The organism is Nitrospirillum amazonense (assembly GCF_029594735.1).
GTDB lineage: Bacteria > Pseudomonadota > Alphaproteobacteria > Azospirillales > Azospirillaceae > Nitrospirillum > Nitrospirillum amazonense.
In genome coordinates, this window is the sequence record NZ_JARPAF010000002.1 from 1,399,945 (window position 1) to 1,426,425 (window position 26,481).

Annotated in this window: 25 protein-coding genes; 17 read left to right on the forward strand and 8 right to left on the reverse strand. The window is 67.5% G+C overall.

Translation table 11 applies throughout. The annotated features are described in order from the left end of the window. The first annotated feature begins 39 nt into the window (after positions 1–39). From P5F91_RS12475 to P5F91_RS12485, 3 genes are read left to right on the forward strand one after another with little or no spacing between them, the layout of a single operon-like run. A complete protein-coding gene (locus P5F91_RS12475; protein ID WP_277907308.1) occupies positions 40–729 on the forward strand; it encodes a flagellar motor protein MotB in 690 nt (229 codons plus the stop codon). After that, positions 726–1,484: an OmpA/MotB family protein gene (locus P5F91_RS12480; protein WP_277907309.1), complete on the forward strand. Its 759-nt coding sequence runs from the start codon at positions 726–728 to the stop codon at positions 1,482–1,484. Before P5F91_RS12475 ends, P5F91_RS12480 begins: the two co-directional genes overlap by 4 nt. Further along, positions 1,481–4,918, forward strand: a complete 3,438-nt coding sequence (locus P5F91_RS12485) for a tetratricopeptide repeat protein (RefSeq protein WP_277907310.1) — start codon at positions 1,481–1,483, stop codon at positions 4,916–4,918. Before P5F91_RS12480 ends, P5F91_RS12485 begins: the two co-directional genes overlap by 4 nt. An 8-nt stretch (positions 4,919–4,926) precedes the next feature. On the opposite strand, the gene P5F91_RS12490 is transcribed toward P5F91_RS12485, so the two are convergent. From P5F91_RS12490 to P5F91_RS12520, 7 genes are all read right to left on the reverse strand, one after another. Beyond that, positions 4,927–5,358, reverse strand: a complete 432-nt coding sequence (locus P5F91_RS12490; protein ID WP_277907311.1) for an STY0301 family protein — start codon at positions 5,356–5,358, stop codon at positions 4,927–4,929. A 5-nt stretch (positions 5,359–5,363) separates the two neighbouring features. Further along, positions 5,364–5,774 carry a BPSL0067 family protein gene (locus P5F91_RS12495; protein ID WP_277907312.1) on the reverse strand — a complete coding sequence of 137 codons (411 nt, stop codon included), beginning with the start codon at positions 5,772–5,774 and terminating at the stop codon, positions 5,364–5,366. Between the two features lie 166 nt (positions 5,775–5,940). After that, positions 5,941–6,396 (reverse strand): STY0301 family protein, encoded by a 456-nt coding sequence (locus P5F91_RS12500; protein ID WP_145609617.1) that lies wholly within the window; start codon positions 6,394–6,396, stop codon positions 5,941–5,943. 134 nt (positions 6,397–6,530) lie between these two features. Further along, the gene (gene fliP, locus P5F91_RS12505) at positions 6,531–7,304 is read right to left on the reverse strand and encodes a flagellar type III secretion system pore protein FliP (protein ID WP_277907313.1); all 774 of its coding nucleotides are present in this window, start codon (positions 7,302–7,304) and stop codon (positions 6,531–6,533) included. After that, positions 7,301–7,663 carry a FliO/MopB family protein gene (locus P5F91_RS12510; RefSeq protein ID WP_277907314.1) on the reverse strand — a complete coding sequence of 121 codons (363 nt, stop codon included), beginning with the start codon at positions 7,661–7,663 and terminating at the stop codon, positions 7,301–7,303. The genes fliP and P5F91_RS12510 overlap by 4 nt, the downstream gene beginning before the upstream one ends. After that, positions 7,653–7,940 carry a hypothetical protein gene (locus tag P5F91_RS12515; RefSeq protein ID WP_277907315.1) on the reverse strand — a complete coding sequence of 96 codons (288 nt, stop codon included), beginning with the start codon at positions 7,938–7,940 and terminating at the stop codon, positions 7,653–7,655. The genes P5F91_RS12510 and P5F91_RS12515 overlap by 11 nt, the downstream gene beginning before the upstream one ends. 41 nt (positions 7,941–7,981) lie before the next feature. Then, entirely contained in the window at positions 7,982–8,395 is a 414-nt protein-coding gene (locus P5F91_RS12520; RefSeq protein ID WP_338424075.1) for an EscU/YscU/HrcU family type III secretion system export apparatus switch protein, read from the reverse strand. Positions 8,396–8,778: 383 nt separating this feature from the next. Here P5F91_RS12520 and flgB point away from each other — a divergent pair, with 383 nt between their 5' ends. From flgB to recA, 8 genes are all read left to right on the forward strand, one after another. Further along, a complete protein-coding gene (flgB, locus tag P5F91_RS12525; protein ID WP_145609615.1) occupies positions 8,779–9,186 on the forward strand; it encodes a flagellar basal body rod protein FlgB in 408 nt (135 codons plus the stop codon). A 73-nt stretch (positions 9,187–9,259) separates the two neighbouring features. Then, positions 9,260–9,670, forward strand: coding sequence for a flagellar basal body rod protein FlgC (gene flgC / locus P5F91_RS12530; RefSeq protein WP_277907316.1), 411 nt, complete (start codon positions 9,260–9,262; stop codon positions 9,668–9,670). A gap of 27 nt (positions 9,671–9,697) precedes the next feature. Beyond that, a complete protein-coding gene (gene fliE / locus P5F91_RS12535) occupies positions 9,698–10,003 on the forward strand; it encodes a flagellar hook-basal body complex protein FliE (RefSeq protein ID WP_277907317.1) in 306 nt (101 codons plus the stop codon). 134 nt (positions 10,004–10,137) lie between these two features. Next, on the forward strand, positions 10,138–10,416 hold the full coding sequence (gene fliQ, locus P5F91_RS12540) for a flagellar biosynthesis protein FliQ (protein ID WP_004272109.1): 279 nt from the start codon (positions 10,138–10,140) through the stop codon (positions 10,414–10,416). Further along, positions 10,416–11,177, forward strand: coding sequence for a flagellar biosynthetic protein FliR (gene fliR / locus P5F91_RS12545; RefSeq protein WP_145609806.1), 762 nt, complete (start codon positions 10,416–10,418; stop codon positions 11,175–11,177). The genes fliQ and fliR overlap by 1 nt, the downstream gene beginning before the upstream one ends. A 13-nt stretch (positions 11,178–11,190) precedes the next feature. Further along, positions 11,191–12,273, forward strand: a complete 1,083-nt coding sequence (flhB, locus tag P5F91_RS12550; RefSeq protein WP_145609612.1) for a flagellar biosynthesis protein FlhB — start codon at positions 11,191–11,193, stop codon at positions 12,271–12,273. Positions 12,274–12,388: 115 nt separating this feature from the next. Further along, positions 12,389–14,956 (forward strand): hybrid sensor histidine kinase/response regulator, encoded by a 2,568-nt coding sequence (locus P5F91_RS12555; protein ID WP_277907318.1) that lies wholly within the window; start codon positions 12,389–12,391, stop codon positions 14,954–14,956. Positions 14,957–15,260: 304 nt separating this feature from the next. Further along, entirely contained in the window at positions 15,261–16,337 is a 1,077-nt protein-coding gene (gene recA / locus P5F91_RS12560; protein ID WP_145609610.1) for a recombinase RecA, read from the forward strand. An 89-nt stretch (positions 16,338–16,426) separates the two neighbouring features. Here recA and P5F91_RS12565 read toward each other — a convergent pair whose 3' ends face one another. Continuing rightward, on the reverse strand, positions 16,427–16,918 hold the full coding sequence (locus P5F91_RS12565) for a DUF2867 domain-containing protein (RefSeq protein WP_145609609.1): 492 nt from the start codon (positions 16,916–16,918) through the stop codon (positions 16,427–16,429). A gap of 147 nt (positions 16,919–17,065) precedes the next feature. On the opposite strand from P5F91_RS12565, the gene P5F91_RS12570 reads away from it, so the two are divergent. From P5F91_RS12570 to P5F91_RS12595, 6 genes are all read left to right on the forward strand, one after another. Continuing rightward, entirely contained in the window at positions 17,066–18,115 is a 1,050-nt protein-coding gene (locus P5F91_RS12570) for a hypothetical protein (RefSeq protein ID WP_145609608.1), read from the forward strand. A 218-nt stretch (positions 18,116–18,333) separates the two neighbouring features. Next, the gene (alaS, locus tag P5F91_RS12575) at positions 18,334–20,991 is read left to right on the forward strand and encodes an alanine--tRNA ligase (protein WP_145609607.1); all 2,658 of its coding nucleotides are present in this window, start codon (positions 18,334–18,336) and stop codon (positions 20,989–20,991) included. A gap of 154 nt (positions 20,992–21,145) precedes the next feature. Continuing rightward, positions 21,146–21,991, forward strand: coding sequence for an AAA family ATPase (locus P5F91_RS12580; protein ID WP_277907319.1), 846 nt, complete (start codon positions 21,146–21,148; stop codon positions 21,989–21,991). A 211-nt stretch (positions 21,992–22,202) separates the two neighbouring features. Next, entirely contained in the window at positions 22,203–22,790 is a 588-nt protein-coding gene (locus tag P5F91_RS12585) for a hypothetical protein (RefSeq protein WP_277907320.1), read from the forward strand. Between the two features lie 334 nt (positions 22,791–23,124). Continuing rightward, entirely contained in the window at positions 23,125–24,813 is a 1,689-nt protein-coding gene (locus P5F91_RS12590; RefSeq protein ID WP_277907321.1) for a methyl-accepting chemotaxis protein, read from the forward strand. Between the two features lie 140 nt (positions 24,814–24,953). Next, positions 24,954–26,432 carry a methyl-accepting chemotaxis protein gene (locus P5F91_RS12595; protein WP_277907322.1) on the forward strand — a complete coding sequence of 493 codons (1,479 nt, stop codon included), beginning with the start codon at positions 24,954–24,956 and terminating at the stop codon, positions 26,430–26,432. Positions 26,433–26,481 lie beyond the last annotated feature (49 nt).

Below are 26,481 nucleotides of genomic sequence, written 5' to 3' on the forward strand. Positions count from 1 at the left end.
GCGACGGCTATGACGGTTGGGGCGTCCAGGAACCGGCCCATGGCGGGGCTGGTGTCGGGGGGACGGAAGATCGCCCAGGAGGAGGGCGGGGTCTTCGTCCTCTACCTGTCGGTATTCTTCCTGCTGCTGGCGTTCTTCATCCTGCTGACCTCGCTGTCCACCTTCGAGAACCGGAAGTTCGACGCCGTTATGCAGGCCGTGCAGGACGCGTTCGGCGTCACCCTCACCCAGGGGCCGGCGGCGCAGGCCGCCCTGGCCCGCGCGGATGAGCGCCTGGGCGCCGTGGGCCGCCGCCTGGTGGCCGTGATGCCCGACGCCGTCATCGACCAGAGCGGCAAGGGCGGCACCCTGGCCGCGACCATGCCCACATCCAGCCTGTTCGCCACGGCGGCGGCGGAGGGGGGCGGCACCATCGTCACCGTCCTGCCCGGCCGCGAGGGCGTGTGGCACCAGATGGCCGAGGCCGTGCGCCCGGATGAGGAGACGGGGCTGGAGATCGACCTGGAGTTCCTGGTGGGCGACGGCGGCAATCCCGGCGCCAGCCTGCCCGTGTTCCAGGCCGGCGCCATGGCCCGCACCCTGGCCGCGGCCGGCGTGGCCCCGCGCGCCATGACCGTGGGGGTGGAGAAGGGCAGGGCGGACACGGTGCGCTTCCTGTTCCGCGCCCGGCTGCCGCGTGCCGGCCTGCCGGCGGTTCCGGTGACGCCGGCGGCGGAGACGCGGCCATGAGCGAGCCCGATGCCCTGCCGCCGCCCATCCCGGGCTTCCTGCCGTCCCTGGCGCCCAAGATCCAGGCGCCCAAGCGCATCTGGCTGATTTCCTTCACCGATTTCGTCTGCCTGATGCTGTCGTTCTTCGTCATGCTGTACGGCATGACGGCCCCGGACGCGCGGCGGGACCAGGTGCTGCAGGCCATCTTCGGCGGTTCCCCTGCCGAGCAGCACGGCAACGGCAACCTGGACCGGGGCAAGGCCACCGACCTGGGCTATCTGGCCCGGGTGATGGAACGCCAGCTGTCCAGCGACCCGGCCTTGGCGGCCGTCCGCGTCATCCATGCGGGCGACCGTCTGGTGGCCGCCCTGCCGGAGGAGGCGCTGTTCGCCCCCGGGGCCACCACCCTGTCCTCCGCCGGGTCGGCCATCCTGTTCGCGCTGGGCGGGGTGGTCAGCAACGTCGCCAACGCGGTTGAGGTCGTGGGCCATACCGACCTCAACTCCATTGGTCCCGGCTCCAACGCGCCCGGCGCCATCGCCAACGCCGCCTACCCATCCACCTGGGAACTGTCGCTGGCGCGTGGCCGCACCATCGCCCTGGCGCTGGCCCGCGCGGGCTATGCCGAACCCATCACCGTGCGCGGCCAGGCCGGCGGCGCCGGTCCGGCTGCCCCGGGTGCTGCTACCGACGCCGACCGGGCCACGGCCGACCGCCGCATCGACATCGTCATCCGTGAATACGCCGCCCGGGACGGCAAGCCCCCGTCATGACCGCTTACGCCCCGCTTTTCCGCTCCCTGCTGATGGTCGCCGCCCTGGCGCTGGCGGCGACCCCCGCCCTGGCCGCCGGCCAGGAGACCAGGGAGTCGCCGCCCACCGCGATCCAGCCCGCTGCCACCCAGCCCACCGCCACCCAGCCTGCGGCCGCGCAACCGGCGGAGGCGGGCGCCGCCCTGCCCACGGTGACGGTGCGTGCCGGTGAACATCCCGGCCGCAGCCGCCTGGTGTTCGACTGGGCGGGACCGGTCAAGTCGACGCTGGAGCGCGACGGTGCCAAGCTGCTGATTCATTTCGACAGGCCGGCCAAGGCCGACCTGGGCGCCGCCCGCAAGGCCCGCTCTCCCCGCATCTCGGGGGTGGAAGCGGTGGCGGGCGGTTCCGGCCTGACCGTCGCCCTGACCATCCCCGCCAACGCGACGGTCGAACAGTCCCGCTCCGGCGACAAGGTCGTCATCGACGTGGGCGACGGCAAGCCCGGCGCCCCGCCGGCCCCTGCCAGCACGACCACCAGCATTGGCGCCTCGGGCCCCTCGGCGGAGAGGGCGGCCCCCGCCGCCAAGACGCCGGTGGCGGCGCCCAGCCAGGCTGCCGCCCTGCCGTCCGCCGGGCCGCCCAGTGTCCCGGCCAGTGGCGCCCCGCCCTCGGTGGCAGCACCCCCGGCCGATCCGCGCGCGGTCAAGGAAGGCCAGCCGCTGTACCTGATCCAGCAGCAGGCGGCCAAAGATGCCGCCGCGAAAGAGGCTGCCGCCAAGGCCGTGGCGCAGGCGGCCCCGCCTGCCAAAGCACCAGAGGCCAAGACACCCGAGGCCAAGCCTGCGCCGGCTGGTGAGCATGGCGCTCCCCCGGTGGCGGCGCATCCACCGGGCGCCTCGGCGCCCGAGGGGGCGCCGGCTTCCGAAGCGGCGGCCGCCCAGCCGGGCGCCGACGCACCGCCGGCACCACCGCCCACCCTGGTATTCGATCCCGGCCAGCCCTCGGCGGTGGCTGTGTTCGCGCGGGCCGGCTGGCTGTACGTGCTGTTCGACCGCGCGGTGCCGCCGACCACCGCGCCGACGCAACCCGCCAACCAACCGGCCGTGCTGGGCCAGGTGGAGCCGGTGGCCTTCACTGGCGGCACCGGCTTCCGCCTGCCGGCGCCAGCCGTGCTGGAGCCCAAGGTGACTGGGGAGGGCGCCACCGGCTATCGCATCACTTTTGACCACGCCCCGACCGCGCCGGCGGACGGCGCGCCGGCGGGCGTGCCGGTGGTGACGGACCCCGACTTCGCGTTGGGCCCCCGCCTGGTGGTGAAGACGCCCAAGCCGGTGAAGGTCTTCACCTTCTCCGACCCGGTGGTGGGCGATACGCTGAAGGTCATCCCCATGAGCCCGGCGCCGCAGTTGATGCCGGTGACGCTGCGCTATGCCGAGGCGCAGTTCCTGCCCACAGCCCAGGGGGTGGTGGTCCGGCCCATCGATGAACGCCTGCTGGTGCAGCCGGCCAAGGAAGGGGTTGAGCTGACGGTGCCGGGCGGCCTGCGCTTGTCGCCGTCCACCGACGTCGCCACCGCCGCACCGCCGCCGCCGGTGGTGGAGCCCGACCGCTTCTTCGACTTCCAGCGCTGGGCCAAGGTGGACCCCAACGGCTTCGTGGCCGGACGCGAGCACGTGATGAACGAGATCGTCAAGGCCCCGCCGGACGATCGGCCCAAGCTGCGCCTGGATCTGGCCCGCTTCTACGCCGGCAACGGCTTCGGTCAGGAAGCGCTAGGCCTGCTGGAGATGGCGCGCAAGGACCAGCCGGATTTGGAGAAGCGGGCGGAGTTCGCGGCCGTGCGCGGCACCGCCCGCATCCTGACCGGCGATGCCAAGGGCGGCCTGGACGACCTGACGGCCCCGGCCCTGCAGAATGAACCGGACGTGGCCCTGTGGCGCGCCTATGCCGCCCACACCACCGGGGACGATGACACCGCCTATCGCCTGTTCCAGAGTCGCCGGGAATTGCTGCGGACCTATCCGGAGCCGTTTAACACCCGCTTCAGCCTGGCCGCGACCGAGGCGGCGCTGGCCAAGGGCGACGTGGACACGGCCAACACCCTGCTGGACCGGCTGGTGAAGCGCGGCGCCAACAAGGGGCCGGCCGAGACCGCCATCAACTATCTGCGCGGCGAGGCGGCGCGCCTGGCGGGCGACCATGAGAAGGCCATCGACTCCTACCGCGCGGCGACGGAGGGGACGGACCGCCTCTATCGCACCAAGGCCCGCATGGCCCTGGTGGACGAGGAACTGGCCGCCGGCAAGCTGACCCCCGCCAAGGCGGCGGAGCAGATGGAGAAGATGCGCTTCGCCTGGACGGGCGACGACCTGGAACTGCACATCCTGCGCCGCCTGGCCGACCTGCATATCAAGGCCGGCAACTTCCCCCAAGCCTTCGACACCATGAAGCGCGCCATCACCCTGTTCCCCAACAGCCCCGAGGCGCCGCTGATCACCAAGCAAATGACGGACACCTTCACCGGCCTGTTCGTACGCAACGGTGCCGACAAGATGCCGCCCTTGGAAGCGCTGTCGCTGTATGAGCAGTACAAGGAACTGACGCCCCCGGGCCCCGACGGCGACACGGTCATCCGCGTGCTGGCGGAACGGCTGGTCGACGTTGACCTGCTGGACCGTGCGGCCGAGCTGCTGGACCGCCAGGTGCAGTACCGCCTGCAGGGGGAGCAGAAGGCCCAGGTGGGCACGCGCGAGGCGGCCATCCGCCTGCTGAACAACCAGCCGGACAAGGCGCTGGCGGCCCTGGACCAGTCGGAGGTGCCGGGCATTCCCGACACCATGGCGGCGGAACGCCGGTTGCTGCGCGCCCGCGCCCTGTCGCGCACCGACAAGGGGCCGGAGGCCGTGGCCCTGCTGAAGCAGGACAATTCCCGCCCCGCCAACCTGATGCGCATCGACATCGCCTGGCACGCTAAGCAGTGGCCGCTGGCGGCCCAGGCCCTGGCCGACGTCATCGGCCCGCCGCCGGCCGCCGGCCAGCCCATCGACCCCACCATTTCGCGCCTGGTGGTGAACCGGGCCGTGGCCCTGTCGCTGGCCCAAGATCTGCCGGGCCTGCAAAAGCTGCGCACCGATTTCGGCCCGTCGATGGACAAGGGGCCGGATTCCAACATGTTCCAGGTGATGACCCGCCCGACCGAGGCCAACGGCCTGCTGGACGCCGCCACCATCCAGAACCAGGTCAAGGAAATCGACCTGTTCAAGAGCTTCCTGGACAGCTACCGCACCCGCCAGACCCAGGGGGCGGCCGTGCCGGGCGAAGCGTCGGCAACCGGGGGTGAGGCCGCACCCAGCGCCACGGCGCCACCGGAATCAGCCAAGCCGGCGGGCGAACCGCCCGCGGCCTCCAGCGCCGCCGCCACCCCGCCCGCGCCGGAAGGCCAGCGGCGCTGAATAGAGCCTTAATGGCAGTTGACGCTTTGCACGAGTGTGCCGCCCTTATCCAGTGTCAGGCGGCAACTCTTTATTGAACGTGGCAGCTTGGTCACGATGATGATGTCGGTGGCGACGTAGGCACAGGACATCCAGATGTCCTTGCCGGACGCCGGTTCGAACGTCCAACTCGCGGTCGTCTTGGTCGTCGCATCCGGGGCCAGGATCGCTTGCTCCGAGGGCGGGCCCTCTGAGAAGCGAACGGTGATCAGCGGACGGGCCAACGGTTGGGAACTCAAAGCGGTTGGTGGATTGCCATCAGAGTAGGCGGTGAAGCCGGCCGGCACCGACGCTGGTGTCTCCGTCACCGCGAATGTCTTGGGACACTGCGGAACTGTCTCCGCCGCTGACGCCATTCCAATGGGGAGCATGAGTGCGCCGAGAATAAGGAAGGTTTTCATCTTTCTCACTCGATCACCGAAAAGGCGTCACCGTTGTTGCTCGGATTCTTATAAGTGCCATCGTCATTCTTTCCTTTGAAGGAGAGATGGCGTTTGTGGATGCCGAGACTGGTGGAGTATTGGTCCACTACCCAGATGCCAGTTGAGTCCTGACTGATGTAGAAGGCAGCATGGTTGCCATGGCTGTGACTGGGGTATTTCCCATTCACGAAGGTGGCTATGGCCGTTCCCATCTTCAGGGAAGTATTGCCCCGGACGGCTGCACCTTCTTTCCAAAAGAGGGACGCCGGTTTCGGCACTGACGTGTAGGTCTCAATCAACGCGACACATTGCCCTGTGCCGACGTTTGGCATCGGCGGGTGTGTCAGAAGCGACAGCACGTCATTATAGACGTAAGGCATGACGGCGATTTCCATGCATGGTGGTGCATATTCTTCGCCTTGAAATAAAGGGGCGTCCCGCAATCTCCATTCCACTTAAGGGCGGTCCGCCCTTGGCGCTTTTATGCCTTTTGGGATGTTGGATGTTTGAGCGCTGGAAATGGAGGCAGGGGCCGGCGCGGGGCCGACCCCTGACCTTCGCTTACTGGCAGTTCAGGCCGGCGGCCATGTTGCCGTCGGGCGACAGGGTCACGGTGCAGGTGTGGACACTGGCCGGCATCTTGGACGCGATCATGATGGCGGTGGCGTCATAGGCGCAGGCCATCCACAGGTTCTGGGCCTGGGCCGGCGTGAAATTCCAGGTCAGGGCCGTGCGCGACTGGCTGGCCGGGGGCAGGGGCGGCTGGCCGCCGGGTTCGCCGTTCCAGAACAGGATGGCCGCCAGCGGCAGGGGCAGGGCGCTGCCATCCGGCGCCTTGGGCGGGTTGCCGTCCTGGTAGGCCTTGAAGCCGGCCGGCACGTCCTTGACCGTCTCGGTCACCGGCAGGGTCTTGGGGCACTGCGGGCCGGCCTGGGCGGCCGCCTGGCCGGCCCCCAACCCGGTGATGGCGGTGACGGCAAACAGGGACAGCAGACCGCTGGTCAGAACCTTCTTCATTTTCCTCACTCAGGTCGTGTGGCGTGTGGGGCAAGGCGTTGATCCTAACGCCTTCTACGAATCTAGATGGGAAGAGCCTGCTGAACAGCGGCAAAGCGCCCCACACTTCGTTGCGCCGGCGCCGAGGGGCGGCGCTACCCGAAGCTTTTCACCAGGCTGCCGACGATCAGGTACCAGCCGTCCACCAGCACGAAGAAGATGATCTTGAACGGCAGGGAGATCATGGCCGGGGGCAGCATCATCATGCCCATGGACTGCAGCACCGACGACACCACCATGTCGATGACCAGGAAGGGCACGAACACCAGGAAGCCGATCTCGAAGGAGCGCTTGAGCTCGGACAGCATGAAGGCGGGGATGACCACCTGGATGGGCAGATCCTTGGCTGCCGTCACTTTGTCGATCTTGGCAATGTCGGTGAACAGCTGTAGGTCGCGTTCCCGCGTGTGCTTCAGCATGAAGTCCTGGAAGGGTACGACGGCGTTCTTCAGGCCCGTCAGCTCATCCACCTGTTCATCGATCATGGGCTTGATGCCCGCGTCGTAGGACGCCTGGAAGGTGGGCGCCATGATGAAGAAGGTGAGGAACAGGGCCAGGCTCAGCATCACCTGGTTGGGCGGCACCTGCTGCGTGCCCATGGCGGAGCGCAGGAAGCCCAGCACGATGATGATGCGCACGAAGCTGGTCATCATCACCAGGATGCTGGGCGCCACCGACAGCACGCTGATCAGCACCACCAGCTGGATGATGCGGCTGGTGGAACTGCCCCCTTGCGAGCCCAGGTCCAGGTTCAGGCTTTGCGCATAGGCGGTGCCGGCCAGCAGCGAGGCCGCCACCGTCAGCAGGATGGCCAGGACGGGCACGCCCCAGCGGAACAGGCGGGAGGGGCGGCTGGGGGTGGTGCTCATGGTACAGGCCCCGGGGCGGGCGCCGGCGGGGCGGCGGCCTCGTTCAGAACGGTCTCGAAGGTGGAGGTACCGCCCGGCGGTATGGGGCCCTCCAGGTGCAGATCCTGGGTGCCGCCCAGCAGCAGCAGATGCTCTACCCCGTCGCGCCGGATCAGCACCAGGCGGCGGCGCGGGTCCAGGGCCATGGCCTCCACCACGCCCAGGCGGCGCTGGGCCCGGCCGGGCAGGCGCATCAGGGCGCCGCCGCCGAAGCGGCGCACCAGCCAGCCGGCAACCAGGATGAAGCCCAGCACCAGGCCCAGCATCAGGGCGGCGTAGACGTAATAGGCGGCGGACGTGGCCATGGGGTCAGCCGACATCCGGATCTTCGGCCCGGCGGTAGGCGGCGGCCGCCCGGCCTACCGTAGCCTTGCCCTGTGTCAGCTCATTGGCCTTCTTCACCACCGCTTCCAGCCGCTCCAGGGCTGCCAGCACGCCCTCCAGTCGCGGCAGGAAGGATCGCGCTTCCTGCGGCGGCAATTGGACAACTGCATTGCATAATGCAGTGGCTTCATCCTCCAGACCGGCAAATTCCACCGCGTCGCCGGCCGCGACAAGGTCGGCGGTGCGGTTCAGGATGGCCAGCAGGTCGTCCATGGCCGTGGCCAAGGCATCCGCTTCGGGGGAAAGGGGCGGGGTCATCTGATCGGCGGTGTTCCGGACGTGGTGCCGGGCCCCGGACCGGGGGCCTGGCCATAAGGGTTGGGGGGCTGGACGGTTCCGGGGGAGGTTGCATCCAGCGGGACGCCGCTGCTGAGGCGGCCGTTGGCACGGTAGACGTGGGCCAGGATTTCCGCCACCGCCGCCAGCGCCTCGATGGGAATTTCGCTGTCGATGTCGATGACCGACAGGATTTCCGCCAGGTCCGCATCCTGCCGCACCTTCACGCCGTTGGCGAAGGCCAGTTCCAGGATCTGCTCGGCCACGGCGCCCTGGCCGGTGGCGACGATGCGCGGCAGGCCCTCGGCCATGTGCTGCAAGGCCACCGCCACCTGGCGGCGGGGCTTGTCGCTGTCGTCCTCGGGGGCTGGGGGCGTGGGGCCGGAGGGCAAAGGGGGATGAGTCCTTCGTTGAATTGAAAAGCGGCCCCGGCCGGCCATATGGGGCCTGGTCGGCACATGCCGGGACGGGGCCAGGGTATATCCCGCCGCCCCCGGACGCAAATGGGCAGCCGCCTGAAAGGGCGTCGCCGATGGGCCCGAAACGCTACCGTCATTGGAAAATGCGGGGGGACGCCATGCCGGTGTCCGGACCCAGGACGTGGAGGCCGGCAAAAAATGCTGGAATCCCATTTGGTTTAGAGCGATTCTCTAGGCAATGGCTTGCAGATTGCATATGACCCATCTATCGCGATAGAGGTGCCTGGGCCTGGCGTTTGGCGCTTTTGGGGACGGTGACCCCCGGTTTGACCCTTATGGGTAGGTGAGTACGGATCATGGACCTGAACAGGCTGGGTATCTTCAAGCTGATGTCGGACAAGATGGCCTGGGACAACCAGCGCCAGGAGGTCCTGGCGCAGAACGTCTCCAATTCCGACACGCCGAACTACCAGGCGCAGGACCTGGTGCCTTTCGATTTCAAGCACCAATTGCGCGAGGCCGGGCATCTGGACCTGGTGTCGACCGATCCGGCCCACCTGTCGGCCAGCAGCACGGGGGCGGGCGGCTTCCGCTCCGCCAAGGAACGCACGGCCTATGAGACCTCGCCCACCGGCAACGCCGTGGTGCTGGAGGACCAGATGACCAAGATTGGTCAGAACGCCATCGACTTCCAGGCGCTGACCAACCTCTACCGCAAGCAGATCGGCATGCTGAAGATGGCCCTGGGCAAGGGGTCCAGCTGAGCGGTTCTGGTTAACGTGTTCTTGATGGTTCGCAGCGTATTTTAGGCTTCAAGGGTTGGGGACGAGGGTTCCGATGGATTTGATGAACGCGCTGAACTTGTCCACCGCCGGCATGAAGGCGCAGGGCACCCGCCTGCGCGTCATCGCGGAGAACCTGGCCAACACCGACAGCACGGCCGCCAGCCCGGGCGACCTGCCTTACCGCCGCAAGGTGGTGCTGTTCGCCAACAGCCTGGACAAGGCGCTGGGCATCGACACCGTCAAGGTGAAGAAGATCGACGTCGATCGCGGCGACTTCCAGCGCAAGTTCGATCCCGGCCACCCCAGCGCCGACAGCGAGGGCTATGTGCTGATGCCCAACGTCAACGGCCTGGTGGAATCGATGGACATGCGCGAGGCCCAGCGGTCGTATGAGGCCAACCTGGGCGTCATCGACGCCACCCGCACCATGCTGACCAAGACCATCGACCTGCTGCGCAACTGAGCCGCGAACCGGAGCTGAGTGAACAAGATGGCCATTCCCATTCCGAACGCGATCGCGGCCTACGCCAACACGGCCCGCCAGGGCGCCGGGCCCGGCGTGGCGGCCCCCGCCAGCGGCCCCAGCTTTGGCGAGCTGATGAAGCAGGCGGCGGTGGACGCCATCGACACCATGCACCAGGGCGAGCGCATGACCGCCGCCGGTGTGGTGGGCAAGGCCGACCTGACCGACGTGGTGAACGCCGTCAGCAACGCCGAGGTGACGCTGCAGGCGGTGACGGCCGTGCGCGACAAGGTCATCTCCGCCTACCAGGAAATCATGCGCATGCCGATGTGACGCCAGTGCCGGAGGAGCACCCTCCGGGCTGGCCTTGTTTCACATTTGTGGGGCGGGTGGTTCTGGGGCAAGCTGGCCCCGACGGGGCGTCCGCCGCCCCTTTCGCGCCCCTCTTCGCGTCTGTGGACCCGCGCATGAACGAACAGGAAATCATCGAGATCGTGCGCCAGTCGCTGCTGACGGTCATCATCGTCAGCGGGCCGATCATGGCCGTGTCCATGGTGGTGGGCCTGGCCGTCTCGCTGTTCCAGGCGCTGACCCAGATCCAGGAACAGACGCTGACCTTCGTGCCCAAGATCATCGCCATGTTCGTGGCCCTGGTGTTCCTGGCCCCCTTCATGATGCACCACATGGTGACCTTCACCGAAGGCATCATGGACAAGATCGTCGGGGTCGGAACGGGCAGCGAGTGATGTTGCAGACCTTCCTCGTCAGCCAGTTCTACGCCTATCTGATGGTGTTCGTGCGGCTGGGCGCGGCCTTCCTGATCATGCCCACCGTGGGTGAAACCTTCGTCTCCACCCGCATCCGCCTGCTGTTCGGCGTGATGGTCGCCCTGGCGGTGACGCCGGCCGTGGGCGGCACCCTGCCGCCGGAGCCGGCGCAGCCCGCCGACATGGCCGTGCTGATCATCGGCGAGGCCTTGATCGGCATCTTCATCGGCACCATCGCCCGCACCATGATGGGGGCCTTGGAAACGGCGGGCAGCCTGATCGCCAACCACGTCGGCCTCAGCTCCGCCCAGGCCTTCAACCCCGCCATGTCCCAGCAGACGACGGTGGTGAACTCCATCCTGGGCATCCTGGGCATCCTGCTGCTGTTCGCCACCGACATGCACCACATGCTGATCCTGGCGGCGGTGCGCAGCTATGGCCTGTTCCCGCCCGGCGGGGCCATGCCGCTGGGCGACTTCACCGAGCATCTGACGCGCATCTTCTCGGAAAGCTTCATGATCGGCCTGCAGATGTCGGCGCCCTTCGTCGTCATCGGCCTGCTGTTCTTCCTGGGCATGGGCCTGGTGGCCCGGCTGGTGCCGTCCATCCAGGTTTTCTTCGTGACCCAGCCGCTGCAGATCGCCCTGGGCCTGCTGCTGCTGGGCGGCAGCCTGTCGGGGCTGATGGTCTATTGGCTGCGCGCCTTCCAGGGGCAGATGATGCCCTTCCTGTCGTCGTAGGGGGAAGGGGCCCATGTCGGAAGACCAGGATCCAGATTCCAAAACGGAAGAGCCGACAGGCAAACGGCTGTCCGAGGCCCGGGGGAAGGGCAACATCCCCAAGTCGCAAGAGGTGCCGCACCTCTTCATGCTGGGCGCCATCCTGGTGCTGGTGGTGGCCGTGCTGCCCTGGACGTTCGGGCGCATCCATAGCGTGCTGGTTCCCTTCATAGAACGGCCGGAGACCATGCCGGTGGACAGGGGTGGGCTGGGCCATTTGTTGACCGAGTTGCTGGGCCAGGTGGCCGTCGCCATGTCCGTGCCCTTCGCCCTGCTGGTGATCGCGGCCTTCCTCGGCTCCGTCCTGCAGGTGGGTTTCGTCTTCAGCACCGAGCGGGTGCTGAGCTTCGACCTCAACCGCTTCAATCCCGTCACCAACCTGCTGAACAAGTTCAAGGTCAGCAACCTGATCGAGTTCGCCAAGTCCGTCATCAAGCTGACGGTGGTGTCGGTCATCGTGCTGCCGGGCCTCATCCCCCTGGGCCACGCCGTGGATCATTTCATCGGCCTTCCGCTGATGGGCCTGGTGAATGAGACCAAGAGCCAGGCGGTGGGCCTGATCTTCCGCGTGCTGATCGCCCTGGGCCTGCTGGCCGGCGCCGACTGGTGGTACCAGCGCTGGAAGTTCATGCGCGACATGCGCATGACCAAGCAGGAAGTGAAGGACGAGCATAAGCAGACGGAAGGCGACCCGCTGATCAAGGGCAAGATCCGCGCCCTGCGCATCCAGCGCGCCCGCAGCCGCATGATGGAGAACGTGCCCAAGGCCGACGTGGTGGTGACCAACCCCACCCACTACGCCATCGCGCTGAAGTACGACCCGCTGACCATGACGGCACCCATGGTGGTGGCCAAGGGCGTGGACTTCATCGCCGCCCGCATCCGTGAGCTGGCGGAGGAGCACGGCATCCCCCTGGTGCCCAACCCGCCGCTGGCCCGCGCCCTGTACGCCACCGCCGAGGTGGACGACGAAATCCCGGCCGAGCATTACAAGGCCGTGGCGCAGGTCATTTCCTATGTCTTCAAGTTGAAGAAGAAGACATTTCCCAAGCGCTGACCTAAAGCGCTCTGCCGGAAGGGTGCCCCGCCTCCGTTTTATTTCGTTCTTGGCATCTCGTCCCGCGCGGCCGGTGCTGGTAGGATCGGGGCCCCCGATCCCGAGGTGCCTGCCGGTGGCCGTTTCCCCCTCCCGCCCGTCCTCCGCCCCGTCCGCGACGCCGCCGGAAAACCTGGCTGGCGGGGCGGCGCGGGCGGGCCTGGCGCTGGTGGCCGGGGTGCCGCTGCTTGCGGCGGCGCTGTTCCTGGCTGCCGCCCTGTCCTGGTGGGGATTGCCGGACCGCACCGCCAGCTTGGCGGCCATCGCCGCCGCCGGCGCCTTTTTGCTGATGGCTTTGCTGGGCGTCCTGTGGCTGCGACAGGTGGCGGCGCGCACCGCCGTGCTGCGCGCGGTGGTGGAGGCGGTGCCCGACGCCCTGGCCGTGGCGGGGGCGGATGGGCGCCTGCTGGCCGCCAACGGCGCCTTCGCCGCGTTGGCCAATGCCGTCGAGGGTGGGCGGGTGGTCGACATCCTGGCCCGCCATTGCCGGGAGGGGGCCGACAGCCAGCGCCTGCACGACCTGGAGGAGGCGGTGCGCCGGGGCGAGGAGGGCGAGGCCTTCGTCGTCTTCGTCGATGACACGTCGGGCCAGGGTGGCGGGGGGCATCCCGCCGGCGGTGTGGGCAGGCCGGCGCCGCGGCTGGTGGTGGCGCGGCCCCTGGTCGCCGCGGACCAGGCCGGAGTGTCGGAATGGCGGGTGCGCAGCGGTGGCGCCATCCCCGTGCCGGGCAGCCACCCCTGGCGTGAGCTGTGGGATCTGGCGCCCCTGGGCGTCATGCTGGTGGATGGGGCCGGCACCCTGCTGCGCGTGAACCTGACGTTGGCCGATTGGCTGGGCCATACCCGCGACCTGCTGGAGGATGGCAGCCGCCACCTGCGCGACCTGCTGGCGACACCGCCGTTGGGGGAGCTGTTTCCCGGGCGCCTGGCCGGCATGGCGGAGGTGGAACTGGCGGCGGCCCGCGCAGCCCCCTTGCGCGCCAGCGTGCTGCACGTGGCGTCGTCGTCCGGCGGCAGCCTGATCTTCCTGGGCGACCTCACCCGCGAAACCGCGCGGGAGGAGGAACTGCGCCGGGCGGAACAGCGCTTCCAGCGCTTCTTCCAGTTCGCGCCCACTGGCTTCGCCTTTGTGGATGGGGAATTCCGCCTGGCGGAGTGTAACCCCACCTTCCTCACCATGGCCGACCTGCGGCTGGGCGACGTGCAGGGCGAACCCATCGCCAGCCTGTTCCAGCCGGAACACCGCGCCAACCTGCTGGCCCGCCTGGGCGAGGTGCTGGAGGGCCGGCCGACGGCGGGGGCCGGCGGGAGCATGGGCGGGGGCATGGGCACGCCGGTGGAGGCGCGGCTGCGCGGGACCTCCGGCGCCGTGGTGCATGTCTATTCCCGCCGCTTCGACGGCGAGGGCGACGGTGACCGCGGCCTTATCCTGCATCTGGTGGACATGACCGCCCAGAAGAACCTGGAGGCGCAGTTCGTCCAATCGCAGAAGATGCAGGCCATCGGCCAACTGGCCGGCGGCGTGGCGCACGACTTCAACAACCTGCTGACGGCCATGATCGGCTTCTGCGACCTGCTGCTGCTGCGGCACAAGCCGGGCGACCAGTCGTTCAGCGACATCATGCAGATCAAGCAGAACGCCAACCGTGCCGCCAATCTGGTGCGCCAGCTGCTGGCCTTCTCCCGGCAGCAGACGCTGCAGCCCCGGGTGCTGAGCATCACCGACGTTCTGGCGGAATTGTCCAACCTGCTGCGGCGCCTGATCGGCGAAAACATCGAGCTGCGCATGCTGCACGGCCGCGACACCGGCCTGGTGCGGGTGGACCAGGGGCAGCTGGAACAGGTCATCATCAACCTGGCTGTCAACGCCCGCGACGCCATGCCCAAGGGCGGGCGGCTGACCATCGTCACCGGCAACCTGCACACGACCGAGCCCGTCCGCCATGAGACGGAGGAGATGCCGCCCGGCGACTGGGTGGTGGTGGAGGTGATCGATACCGGCATCGGCATCCCGCCGGAGAACCTGCAGCGCATCTTCGAGCCCTTCTTCTCCACCAAGGAGGTGGGGTCGGGCACGGGGCTGGGGCTGTCCACCGTCTATGGCATCGTGCGCCAGACCGGCGGCTTCGTCTTCGTGGAGAGCAAGCCGGGGGAGGGGGCCAAATTCTCCATCCACCTGCCGCGCCTGGACGAGAAGGCGGCCCAGGCCGCGCCAGCGGAAGAGGCCAAGGACAAGGCCGCCGCCGACCTCACCGGCATGGGCACCGTGCTGCTGGTGGAGGATGAGGACGCCGTGCGTGTCTTCGGCGCCCGCGCCCTGCGCAACAAGGGCTACACCGTGCTGGAAGCCCGCAGCGGGGAAGAGGCGCTGGACCTGCTGCAGGGGGAACGGGGCGGGGACGTGGACCTCATCGTCAGCGACGTGGTCATGCCCCAGATGGACGGCCCCACCATGATCGAGCAGGTTCGCCGATTCCGCCCCGACGTGAAGGTCATCTTCATCTCCGGCTATGCCGAAGACCGCTTCCGCCATTCGCTGAAGGACGGTGCGGTGGTCGACTTCCTGCCCAAGCCCTTCAGCCTGAAACAGCTGGCGGCCAAGGTGAAGGAAGTGATGGAAGGCGCCCCGCGCACGGGGGCGTGAGGCGGCGAATCCGGGGGGCTGTCCCGGGGGCTTGCTAACCCTCTGACCTGGAAGCGAATTGAAGCACGGCGACGAGGCCCCGACCGGGGCCGCCGCAGCATTTCGGGGAACGTAGTGGACTGAAATGCGAGGAAGCCCAGCCGGCGGATGCCGGTGTCCGGCGCCAGAGGGCATCATAACAAGAACAAAAAAGAACAAAAGATCAACAAACCCTCTTTCCAGACCAGAACAGACCATGTACGTTCTCCCTCACCACAGCCGTTGAACGCCCGTTGGCCGTATGCGACAAGAGGGGGACAGCAAGATGTCGGCACCACTTCGTCTGGTAGAAACACCCATGGATAAGCAAAAGGCCCTCGACGCCGCTCTCGGCCAGATCGAACGCGCGTTCGGCAAGGGCTCCATCATGAAGCTCGGCGCCAAGGAGGCGTCGATGGAGGTGGATGCCATCTCCACCGGCTCCCTGGGCCTGGACATTGCGTTGGGCATCGGCGGCCTGCCGCGCGGCCGCATCATCGAGATCTACGGGCCGGAAAGCTCGGGCAAGACCACGCTGGCGCTGCATGCCATCGCCGAGGCCCAGAAGGCCGGCGGCACCTGCGCCTTCGTCGATGCCGAGCACGCGCTGGACCCGTCCTACGCCCGCAAGCTGGGCGTGAACGTGGACGACCTGCTGGTCTCCCAGCCCGACGCCGGTGAACAGGCCCTGGAGATCACCGACACGCTGGTGCGCTCCGGTGCCATCGACGTGCTGGTGGTGGACTCGGTGGCGGCCCTGGTGCCGCGCGCCGAACTGGAAGGCGAGATGGGCGACAGCCACGTCGGCCTGCAGGCCCGCCTGATGAGCCAGGCGCTGCGCAAGCTGACCTCGTCCATCTCCAAGTCCAACTGCCTGGTCATCTTCATTAACCAGATCCGCCTGAAGATCGGCGTGATGTTCGGCAACCCGGAGACGACGACCGGCGGTAACGCGCTGAAGTTCTACGCCTCCATCCGCCTGGATATCCGCCGCATCGGCGCCATCAAGGACCGCGACAACGTCGTCGGCAACCAGACCCGCGTGAAGGTGGTGAAGAACAAGCTGGCCCCGCCGTTCCGCGTGGTCGAGTTCGACATCATGTACGGCGAGGGCGTGTCCAAGGTGGGCGAGCTGATCGACCTGGGCATCCAGGCCGGCGTGGTGGAGAAGTCGGGCGCCTGGTTCTCCTATGACGGCCAGCGCGTCGGCCAGGGCCGCGAGAACGCCAAGCAGTTCCTGCGCACCAACCCGGCCATCGCCAAAGCCATCGAGGAAAAGGTCCGCGCCAACGCCGGCCTGGTGGCTGGTGCCATGATGGTGGGCTCCCCCGAGGCCGACGGCGACGCCGACAGCCCCGAGTGATCGGCGCCTCCGGGACAGGCGGATGAAGGAAAGGCGGGCCGGGGACGGTCCGCCTTTTCCTTGTCTGGGTCATTTGCCTGCGGACAGGCTCAGGGCCCCGCCACCTGGCCCAGCATGGTGCGTACCACCAGGCGGTGGAAGGGCATGATCAGGGTGAGGTAGGCGCGGCCCAGCCAGTTGTGGGTGCGCACCACCGTGGTGGCGGTGACTTGGCAGCCGCCGGCATCCTGGCGCACATCGACCACGGCGCGGAAATCCAGGTGCTTGTCCGCCATGCCCAGCACCACCCGGTCCGGCCCGCTGCTCAGGATGGGGAAGATGCCGATGTGGCCGGCGCGCGAGGCCTCCGACGCCGCCGGCGGCCGGGGCGCCTTCAGCCCCAGGGGCGCCACGATGGCGTTGCGCAGGGCCATCAGCCGCCGCACCCAGGCGGGGGAGGTGCCCATCATGCGCTGGGCCGCGGCCGGGGCATCGATGACGGCCCCGCCGGACGGCAGCGTCAGGCGAAAGGCGTCGGCGAACTGGGCGCCGGGCAGCAGGGCCCAGGTGTCGGGCCCGGGGGTGACTTCGTGCACAGTCATGGCGGCACTTCCTCGCGCTCCGTCCGCATTTTACCCGCTCCACCCCCAAAGGTGTAAGGCCGCTTAATTGCAGAACTGAGATCAAAGGCGTATCATCCGAACCGATCGCATGAATGCGAAAATCACGGGACCCAAAATGGGGGGCGGATGATGGTTTCGACCACAGGCGCATACGGCTATTCCCAGGCGCAAAGCCTGGCTTCCTCGGTGACGCAGCAGACGTCGCTGTTCGGTGGCGCGTCCACCGCCAACGCCCCCAAAACCACCGCTGAAAAGGTTGCCGCCGCCCTGCAGAAGGGTGACACCGCCGGGGCCATCGGCGCCTTCGTCGATGAAAAGACCCTGAAGAAGCTGACCAAACTGCAGTCCGACGCCACCCAGTTGGACAAGCAGTTGAAGCAGAAGTCCGCCGACAACGACAAGAAGGCCGCCCAGGATAAGGTCGACAACGCCAAGCGCCAGCTGAAGGCCCTGCGCATGCGCGCGCAATTGGCCGCCGCCATGGGCGACAAGCAGGCCGCCGCCCGCATCGCGCGCGAGGCGGCGGACGTGGCCAAGTCCCTGGGCTCCGCCGCGCAGGAATATGCTGGCGCCGTGAAGGACGGCGCCTCGGTCGGCGCCACCGGCGGCGACTCCTCCGCCGCCACCGGCGCTTCGGGCACCAGCGGGGCCAGCACGGGTGGTGCCGCTACCGACATCGCCGGCGTGGGCAGCGACGCCGCCCAAATCCAGGCCACCGCCGCCGGCACCGGCCAGGCCCCGACCACTTCCACCCAGGCCGCTGCTGCCCAGGCTGCCACCACTCAAGCTGCCACCACGGCCGGCGCCAATGCCACCCTGCAGACGGGCGACGCCCAGGCTGCGGCCAATGACGGCAAGACCGACAAGGCCGGCATCATCCAGGTCCCTGACGGTGAAACGGACCTGGCGGCGCGGAAAGAACGCATGGAGTTCATGGGCAACGTCCGCACCCTGATGGCCCAGGCGCGCAGCGTCTACGCCCAGGCCAGGAATGTCCTGGACCGCAAGCGCAAGCCCGGCGATCCAGAGGATCCCGACCACAGCGCCCAAGACATCGCCGACGCCGCCAAGCAGGTGGACGCCGCCGACCAGTCCCTGGCCGCCGGCACCACCCCCACCGTTCCCACCGCGCCCACGGTCGTCGCCACGCCGAACAACACCTTGCTGTTGGTCTGACGGGCTTTTGCGCAGTTCCATCGATCAACCGGCCCGTCGATTGTCCAGTTGACAGGGGGCGGCGGGGCCCATCGGGAATGGAAAGCGGTGAAAAGCCGCGCGCCCAGGGCATGTCATCGCCCCATCCCATGGACAGCCCCCGTATCCACACGCTACAAACCCTGTCCCGGTGTTTCGCGCCCCGGGGTGTTCCGTCGCATGCTTAAGGCTGTTGCCCGATGAAGACCGCCAACGAGATCCGCTCCGCTTTCCTGGACTACTTCGTGAAGAACGGCCACACGGAGGTGGAGTCCAGCCCGCTGGTGCCGCGCAACGACCCGACGTTGATGTTCACCAACGCCGGCATGGTACAGTTCAAGAACGTCTTCACCGGCAACGAGGTGCGCCCCTACACCCGGGCCACCACCTCGCAGAAGTGCGTGCGCGCCGGCGGCAAGCATAACGACCTGGAGAATGTGGGCTACACCGCCCGGCACCACACCTTCTTCGAGATGCTGGGCAACTTCTCCTTCGGCGATTATTTCAAGGCCGACGCCATCGAGCTGGCCTGGAACCTGATCACCAAGACCTTCGCCCTGCCCAAGGACAAGCTGCTGGTCACGGTCTACCACACCGATGACGAGGCGCACGGCCTGTGGAAGAAGGTGGCCGGCCTGTCGGACGACCGCATCATCCGCATCCCCACGGCCGACAATTTCTGGGCCATGGGTGACACCGGTCCCTGCGGCCCGTGCTCCGAGATTTTCTACGACCATGGCGAGGGCATCCCCGGCGGCCCGCCCGGCAGCCCGGACCAGGACGGCGACCGCTTCATCGAAATCTGGAACCTGGTGTTCATGCAGTATGAGCAGGTGACGAAGGAGGAGCGGGTGTCCTTGCCCCGGCCCTCCATCGACACCGGCATGGGGCTGGAGCGTCTGGCGGCGGTGCTGCAGGGCGTGCACGACAATTACGACACCGACCTGATGCGCGCGCTGATCGAGGCGTCGGCCGATGCCACCAACAGCGATCCGTCCGGCGCGCACGCCGTGTCGCACCGCGTCATCGCCGACCATCTGCGCGCCTCCTCCTTCCTGATCGCCGATGGTGTGCTGCCGGCGAACGAGGGGCGCGGCTATGTCCTGCGCCGCATCATGCGCCGCGCCATGCGCCACGCCCACATGATCGGCGCCCGCGATCCGGTGATGCACAAGCTGGTCCCCGCGCTGGTGCGCGAGATGGGCGGCCACTATACCGAGTTGCAGCGCGCCCAGGCCCTGATTACCGAAACCCTGCGGCTGGAGGAAACCCGGTTCAAGCAGACGCTGGATCGCGGCCTGAAGCTGCTGGACGAGGAAGAGGACAAGCTGGGCGCCGGCCAGCCTCTGCCCGGCGAGGTGGCGTTCAAGCTGTACGACACCTACGGCTTCCCCCTGGACCTGACGCAGGACGTGCTGCGCGGCCGCAACCGCACGGTCGAGGTCGATGGCTTCACCGCCGCCATGGAGCGCCAGCGGGCCGAGGCGCGCAAGGCCTGGGCCGGCAGCGGCGAGGCCGCGACCGAGCGCGTGTGGTTCGAGCTGAAGGATGAGCTGGGCGCCACCGAGTTCCTGGGCTATGACACCGAGAACGCCGAGGGCAAGGTCACGGCGGTGCTGGACCGGCAGGGCAACAAGCTGGACAAGGCGACCGCCGGCCAGGACGTCATTGTCCTGGTGAACCAGACGCCGTTCTATGGTGAGTCCGGCGGCCAGGTGGGCGATAGCGGCGTCATTTTCGGCGCCGGTGGCGTCGAGGTGGCCATCAGCGACACGCAGAAGAAGCTGGGCGCCGTCTTCGCCCACATCGGCACCGTCACCCACGGCACCCTGGCCCCGGGCCAGTTGGTGGAGTTGCGCGTCAACGGCCGCCGCCGGGGCGACATCCGCGCCAACCATTCCGCCACCCACCTGCTGCACGAAGCCCTGCGCCAGCGCCTGGGCGAGCATGTCACGCAGAAGGGCTCGCTGGTGTCGGCGGAGCGCCTGCGCTTCGACATCAGCCAGCCGACGCCGCTGTCGGACGACGACGTGCGCGTGGTCGAGGCGGCGGTGAACGCCCGCATCCTGGGCAACAGCGAGGTCGTCACCCGCCTGATGACCCCGGCCGAGGCCATCGAGCAAGGCGCCATGGCCCTGTTCGGCGAAAAGTACGGCGACGAGGTCCGCGTGGTTTCGATGGGTGGCCAGGACGAGGGCCAGAACCGCCAGTACTCCGTGGAACTGTGCGGCGGCACCCACGTGCGCCGCACCGGCGACATCGGCCTGTTCAAGATCGTGTCGGAGGGGGCCGTCTCCGCCGGCGTGCGCCGTATCGAGGCGCTGACCGGCCGGGGCGCCTTCGAGTACCTGGAAGGGCAGGAGGGTCGCCTGCTGGCCGCCGCCGGTGCCCTGAAGGTTTCCGCCGCGGAGGTGCCGGCCCGCGTCGCCACCCTGGTGGAGGAGCGCCGCCGCCTGGAAAAGGAAGTGGCCGACCTGAAGCGCCAGCTGGCCCTGGGCGGGGGCGGCGGTGCCGCCGCCACGCCGGAAAAGGTGATCAACGGCGTTAAGCTGTCGGCCCGCGTGCTGGACGGCATCGAGGCCAAAGACCTGAAGCCCCTGGCCGATGAGATCAAGGGCCAGATCGGCAGCGGCATCGTCCTGCTGGTGGCCAAGGGCGAAGGCAAGGTGACCCTGGTGGCCGCCGTGACCGCCGACCTGACGGGCCGCTTCAACGCCGTCGATCTGGTGAAGCTCGCGGCGGCGGCCGTGGGCGGCAAGGGCGGCGGCGGCCGCCCCGACATGGCCCAGGCCGGCGGCAGCGAGCCCGACAAGGCCGACGCCGCCGTGGCGGCGGTCGAAGCGGCGCTCGCCGGCTAATCGCTACTCCTCAAGCAGCGGTATGAGAATTTTCTCATGCCGCTGTAGGACGCGACTGCGTCCGCCGGAACTTTTCGGGTAGCGTAGCGGACTGAAAAGTGAGGACAAGCCAAGGGCGCGGATGCGCCCGCCCGGCGCCTGAGGGAACACGACCATGAAATTCCAAGGGACGGAGAATTACGTCGCCACCGATGACCTGCGGGTCGCCGTCAACGCCGCCGTCACCTTGCAGCGCCCCCTGCTGGTGAAGGGGGAGCCGGGCACGGGCAAGACCGTGCTGGCGCAGGAGGTGGCGAACGCCCTGGGCCGGCCGCTGCTGCAATGGCATGTGAAGTCCACCACCAAGGCGCAGCAGGGCCTGTACGAGTACGACGCCGTCAGCCGCCTGCGCGATGGCCAGTTGGGCGACGCCCGCGTCAACGACATCGCCAACTACATCCGCAAGGGCAAGCTGTGGGAGGCGTTCGAGGCCGACGTGGCCCCCGTGCTGCTGATCGATGAGATCGACAAGGCGGACATCGAGTTCCCCAACGACCTGCTGCAGGAACTCGACCGCATGGAATTCTTCGTCTACGAGACGGGGCAGACCATCAAGGCACGGCAGCGGCCGGTGGTCATCATCACGTCGAACAACGAGAAGGAACTGCCGGACGCCTTCCTGCGCCGCTGCTTCTTTCACTACATCCGCTTCCCCGATGCGGAAACCATGGCCCGCATCGTCGATGTGCACTTCCCCAATCTCAAACAAGACCTGCTGCGCGACGCCCTGACCCTGTTCTATGAGGTGCGCGAGGTGCCGGGCCTGAAGAAGAAGCCCTCCACCTCCGAACTGCTGGACTGGATCAAGCTGCTGATGATCGAGGACATCGACCCGGCGGTGCTGCGCCAGCGCGACGTGAAGAAATCCATCCCGCCGCTGCATGGCGCCCTGCTGAAGAACGAGCAGGACGTGCATCTGTTCGAGCGCCTGGCCTTTCTGGCGCGGCGGGAGCGGGATTGAGGCCGGGCGCCATGCTGCGCTGCGATGTTTGCTTCTGACGCAAATCTCCCCAGCCTTGGGCACGGTTGAATGTGGAAATGGTGGACTTCCAGCCTTCCTGAGGGCAGACGGCGGCACCAACATGTGTGCACTGCAACATTCATCACAGCACAGTCCCATGTGTTTGCGCTATCACTGTTGACATCTCAACAGTGAGCGAAGGATTCCGGTCATGGTTGCCGGTGTCATGCGGCGGTGGATGGTGGCGTTCTTGCTGGGCGGATTGGCGGCGGTGCCCCAGGTCGCCTATGCCGGGGCCGGTTTGGGGCTGGAGATGGTGTGCGCCGACGCGGTGAACGCCGCCCCGGTGGTGGACCGGCTTCCCTCCTTCGCCCGGATGCTGGGCCTGATGCCGGCGCATCCAACGCCGGTGCCCACGGCCACCTGCGTGGCGGGGTATCAGGCGCTGTGGACACCCAAATCGGTGCCTGTCCCTGAAACGCTAGTTGGGGCTGAAACCCCGCCCGGCACGATCCTGGAACTGCAGGCCTTCGATGGCCGGGGCGGGGGGCGGGATCTGGGGCTTTACACCCGCTACGCCGGCGCCCTGCTGGCAGGCCTGCCCGCTGATCTGGCAGCGCAGAGGGATCGGATGCGGACCGCTGCCGTAGCCCGGCTGATCGTCATCGGCCAGAGCCTGGCCGCCAGCGCCTATCGCCCAGTGGCGGCCTTGCACCGCGCCTATCGCGATCCCACCGAACCCTCGCCCGTGCGTATGGCCCGCCTGTTGCGGCCTGAGGCGACCACGCAGAGCCCCTGACATCCTTGGAGGTACGCCGCGGGCTGGCTGCAGGCAGGGGGTCCGTGCATTTTCCGATAATTTATCCTGTATACAATATATTTACTCACCGATGCATTTTGAATTCTCTCGGAGTGCAACCGGTTTCATTTTCGTTTACTTCCGAAATACAAATATATAATGCAGTTATTGCGAGAGAGAGAATAAATAAAGGCTAGAGATTTGGGCTATAATTTTTCCATGTATACTTACGAATATACAAAATTCACTTTGCTTCGTTGTGTGCGTTAGCGTTTCCTTAATGCCTAAGAGGCAATCCTGTCCGCCTTCGGATTAACCCCTCAGGCTCGAAACGATGAACTTACTATCCAGCATGAAGGTCGGGCGGAAGCTGGCGGCCGCTTTCACGATCATCGTCGCCATCACCTTGATCGCCTCGGGCATCAACTACCGGGCGCTATCCACCATTCGCGACACGACGCAGTGGACCGACCATACCTACAAGGTGCTGGAACGGCTTGGCCACGTCATGGCGGCCATGGTCGATCGGGAATCTGGCCTGCGCGGCTATCTGATCGGTGCCGACGCCAAGTTCCTGGAGCCGTATCAGAAGGGTCAGGTGGCGTTCGAGGCGGCGTTCGCGGAGGTCAAGTCCCTGACCGCGGACAACGCCGCGCAGCAGGCGCGCCTGGATGAGTTGCGCCGGCTGGAGCAAGCGTGGCGGCAAGAGGTGGCGGACGCGGAAATCGGGCTGATGGCCAAGCCGGAAACCATCGAGCAGGCGCGCAAGCTGGCGGCCAGCGGCATCGGCAAGGTGCATATGGATCCCATCCGCGCCAAGGTGGCGGAGATCGACAAGGTGGAGCGCGACCTGCTGGCGCAGCGGGCGACGATCCAGGCCGACGCGCTTACGACGGCCATGACCGTCGCGCTGGTCAGCAGCGGCCTGTCCATCCTTCTCGCCGTCGTCATGGCCTGGGGCCTGACCCGGTCGGTGGCCTCGCCCATCGTCGGCATGACCGCCGTGATGCAGCGCTTGGCGGATGGCGACACTCGGGTGGAGGTACCGGCCCGTGACCGCGAGGACGAGGTCGGCGGCATGGCCCGGGCCGTCGCGGTCTTCAAGGACAACATGCTGGAGGCGGACCGGCTGCGGACGGAGCAGGAGGCGCTGAAGCAGCGCGCGGAGAAAGAGCGCCGGCAGGCGATGCTGGACCTGGCCGGCGCCTTCGAAAGCCGGGTGGGTGGCATCGTCAACGGCGTGACGGCCCAGGCCACGGAACTGCTGGCCACGGCGCAGACCCTGAATTCCTCTTCCGGTCATGTGGCGCGTGAGGCGGGCACCGTTGCCGCCGCCTCCATGCAGGCGACACAGAATGTGCAGACGGTGGCGGCGGCGACGGAAGAACTGTCCGCCTCCATCCAGGAAATCACCCTGCAGGTCTCGCGGTCCAGCCAGATGATTTCCAGCGCCGTCGGCCAGGCCGGGCGGACCAATGAGGAAGTGCAGGGCCTGATGCAATCGGCCCAGCGCATCGGCGAGGTGGTGACCCTGATCAACGACATCGCCAGCCGCACCAATCTCCTGGCCCTGAACGCCACCATCGAGGCGGCCCGCGCCGGAGATGCCGGCAAGGGCTTCGCCATCGTCGCGTCCGAGGTGAAGTCCCTGGCCACCCAGACGGCCCAGGCCACGGAGGAGATCCGGGCGCAGATCGCAGGCATGCAGGCGGCCACGGAAACCTCGGCCCAGTCGATCCAGGGCATCGTGGAGATCATCAACCAGGTCGACCAGGCCGCCACCACCATCGCCTCGGCGGTGGAGGAACAGGCCGCCACCACCAATGAGATCACGCGCAACGTCCAGCAGGCGGCCCAGGGGACCAGCGACGTCAGCCAGACCATCTCGCGCGTCAGCGACGCGGCGCAGGAGACCGGGGGCGCAGCCGGGGAGGTGCACACGGCGGCCAACGATCTCAGCAAGAACGGCGAACTGCTCAAGCAGCAGGTTGACACCTTCCTGCGCGAAATCCGCGCCGCGTGAGGCGGGAATGACTTAGGACCAGGGTCCGGGGTGGGAGGCGTTCCTGAATGAACGCGGCCCGCCCCGGCGCATGCACTGCCACGATGCCGACTTCTTGGGCTGGAAAAAAAAGCGGCACAACAGGAAAGCGGGGAAGAGAGATGTTTGGATTTTCAAAAAACAACGGCGCCATCAATCGTAAAATCGCGGCCATTGACGCCCTTCGCGCCAAGGTGATGGTGGCGGACGAGGATCTCAATATCGTCTACGTCAATCCATCCGTGGTCGCCTTGCTTCGGGATGTGGAGCAGGACCTGCGCAAGGAATTGCCGCGTCTCAACGTGGACCGCCTGGTGGGCAGCAACATCGACATCTTCCATAAGGACCCGGCGCATCAGCGGGGCATGCTGGCCAAGCTGGCCAAGCCTCACGCCGCCACCATCAAGGTCGCCAGCCACCAGTTCGACCTGCTGGTCACGCCGCTGAATGAGGGCGGCCGGCGCATCGGCTTCGTGGTCGAATGGGCGGACGCCAAGGAGCGGCTTGAGAACCTGGATTACGCCGGGCAGATCGCCGCCATCCGCCGGTCGCAGGCCGTCATCGAATTCACCACCGACGGCATCATCACCAAGGCCAACGACAATTTCCTGGCGGTCATGGAGTATCGCCTGGAGGAGGTCGTGGGCAAGCATCATCAGATGTTCGTCGATCGCGACTACGGCGCCACGGCGGAGTACCGCCAGTTCTGGGAATCGCTGAAACGCGGCGAGTTCAAGGCCGCGCAGTTCAAGCGCGTCTCCAAGTCCGGCAAGGCCGTCTGGATCGAGGGTGCCTACAACCCGATCTTCGATGAAAAGGGCCAGGTGACCAAGGTCGTGAAATTCGCTGTGGACGTGACGGCGCAGGTCAACCTCCTGAACAACCTGAAGGTCCTGATCGACCAGAACTTCGGCGAGATTGAACGGGCGATCGGCCAGTCGACGCGCGAGGCCTCGTCGGCCGGGGTCGCGGCGGGCACCACGGCCAGCAGCGTGCAGATGGTGGCGGCCAGCGCCGAGGAGCTGGCGGCCTCCATCGCCGAGATCTCGCAGAGCATGTCGCGCGCCCGCACCGCCACCGACAGCGCGTTCGACCGCACCGTGCAGGTGGGTGAAAGCACCGACCGGCTGGCGGCGGCGGCCCAGGCCATGAACGGCATCGTCGGGCTGATCAACAACATCGCCGGCCAGATCAACCTGCTGGCTCTGAACGCCACCATCGAGGCGGCCCGCGCCGGCGAGGCGGGCAAGGGCTTCGCCGTCGTGGCCAGCGAGGTCAAGAACCTGGCCAACCAGTCTGCCAAGGCCACCGAGCAGATTTCGGGGGAAATCGAAGGGATACAGTCCACCTCCGCCGAGGTCGCGGGCGCCCTGAACGCCATCCGTGAGGCGGTGTCCACCGTGCGTGAGCATGTGTCCGGCACGGCCGCCGCCGTGGAGGAACAGAGCGCCGTCACGCGCAGCATGTCCACCAACATGCACAGCGCCTCCAGCGCCGTCTCCACGGTGACGACCAACGTCACGGCCATTTCCGCCGCCATCAGCCAGGTGGCTGCCGCCATGGACAAGACCAAGGAGGCGGCGCAGGTGCTCGTGCGCTGAGGACAAGGGGGGGCTTGCAGACTGGGTGCCGGCGGTGCCGCCTCGAGAT

Excerpts from the sequence above, each read along its gene's own strand:
- P5F91_RS12485 (WP_277907310.1), top strand. The coding sequence starts at position 1,481 with ATGACCGCTTACGCCCCGCTTTTCCGCTCCCTGCTGATGGTCGCCGCC.
- P5F91_RS12585 (WP_277907320.1), top strand. The coding sequence starts at position 22,203 with ATGGTTGCCGGTGTCATGCGGCGGTGGATGGTGGCGTTCTTGCTGGGC.
- P5F91_RS12490 (WP_277907311.1), bottom strand. The coding sequence starts at position 5,358 with ATGAAAACCTTCCTTATTCTCGGCGCACTCATGCTCCCCATTGGAATG.
- P5F91_RS12480 (WP_277907309.1), top strand. The coding sequence starts at position 726 with ATGAGCGAGCCCGATGCCCTGCCGCCGCCCATCCCGGGCTTCCTGCCG.
- fliP (WP_277907313.1), bottom strand. The coding sequence starts at position 7,304 with ATGAGCACCACCCCCAGCCGCCCCTCCCGCCTGTTCCGCTGGGGCGTG.
- P5F91_RS12510 (WP_277907314.1), bottom strand. The coding sequence starts at position 7,663 with ATGTCGGCTGACCCCATGGCCACGTCCGCCGCCTATTACGTCTACGCC.
- P5F91_RS12515 (WP_277907315.1), bottom strand. The coding sequence starts at position 7,940 with ATGGACGACCTGCTGGCCATCCTGAACCGCACCGCCGACCTTGTCGCG.
- fliQ (WP_004272109.1), top strand. The coding sequence starts at position 10,138 with ATGAACGAACAGGAAATCATCGAGATCGTGCGCCAGTCGCTGCTGACG.
- P5F91_RS12500 (WP_145609617.1), bottom strand. The coding sequence starts at position 6,396 with ATGAAGAAGGTTCTGACCAGCGGTCTGCTGTCCCTGTTTGCCGTCACC.
- alaS (WP_145609607.1), top strand. The coding sequence starts at position 18,334 with ATGAAGACCGCCAACGAGATCCGCTCCGCTTTCCTGGACTACTTCGTG.
- flhB (WP_145609612.1), top strand. The coding sequence starts at position 11,191 with ATGTCGGAAGACCAGGATCCAGATTCCAAAACGGAAGAGCCGACAGGC.
- P5F91_RS12475 (WP_277907308.1), top strand. The coding sequence starts at position 40 with ATGGCGGGGCTGGTGTCGGGGGGACGGAAGATCGCCCAGGAGGAGGGC.
- recA (WP_145609610.1), top strand. The coding sequence starts at position 15,261 with ATGTCGGCACCACTTCGTCTGGTAGAAACACCCATGGATAAGCAAAAG.
- flgC (WP_277907316.1), top strand. The coding sequence starts at position 9,260 with ATGGATTTGATGAACGCGCTGAACTTGTCCACCGCCGGCATGAAGGCG.
- P5F91_RS12495 (WP_277907312.1), bottom strand. The coding sequence starts at position 5,774 with ATGGAAATCGCCGTCATGCCTTACGTCTATAATGACGTGCTGTCGCTT.
- P5F91_RS12565 (WP_145609609.1), bottom strand. The coding sequence starts at position 16,918 with ATGACTGTGCACGAAGTCACCCCCGGGCCCGACACCTGGGCCCTGCTG.
- P5F91_RS12595 (WP_277907322.1), top strand. The coding sequence starts at position 24,954 with ATGTTTGGATTTTCAAAAAACAACGGCGCCATCAATCGTAAAATCGCG.
- fliE (WP_277907317.1), top strand. The coding sequence starts at position 9,698 with ATGGCCATTCCCATTCCGAACGCGATCGCGGCCTACGCCAACACGGCC.
- P5F91_RS12570 (WP_145609608.1), top strand. The coding sequence starts at position 17,066 with ATGATGGTTTCGACCACAGGCGCATACGGCTATTCCCAGGCGCAAAGC.
- P5F91_RS12580 (WP_277907319.1), top strand. The coding sequence starts at position 21,146 with ATGAAATTCCAAGGGACGGAGAATTACGTCGCCACCGATGACCTGCGG.
- flgB (WP_145609615.1), top strand. The coding sequence starts at position 8,779 with ATGGACCTGAACAGGCTGGGTATCTTCAAGCTGATGTCGGACAAGATG.
- fliR (WP_145609806.1), top strand. The coding sequence starts at position 10,416 with ATGTTGCAGACCTTCCTCGTCAGCCAGTTCTACGCCTATCTGATGGTG.
- P5F91_RS12590 (WP_277907321.1), top strand. The coding sequence starts at position 23,125 with ATGAACTTACTATCCAGCATGAAGGTCGGGCGGAAGCTGGCGGCCGCT.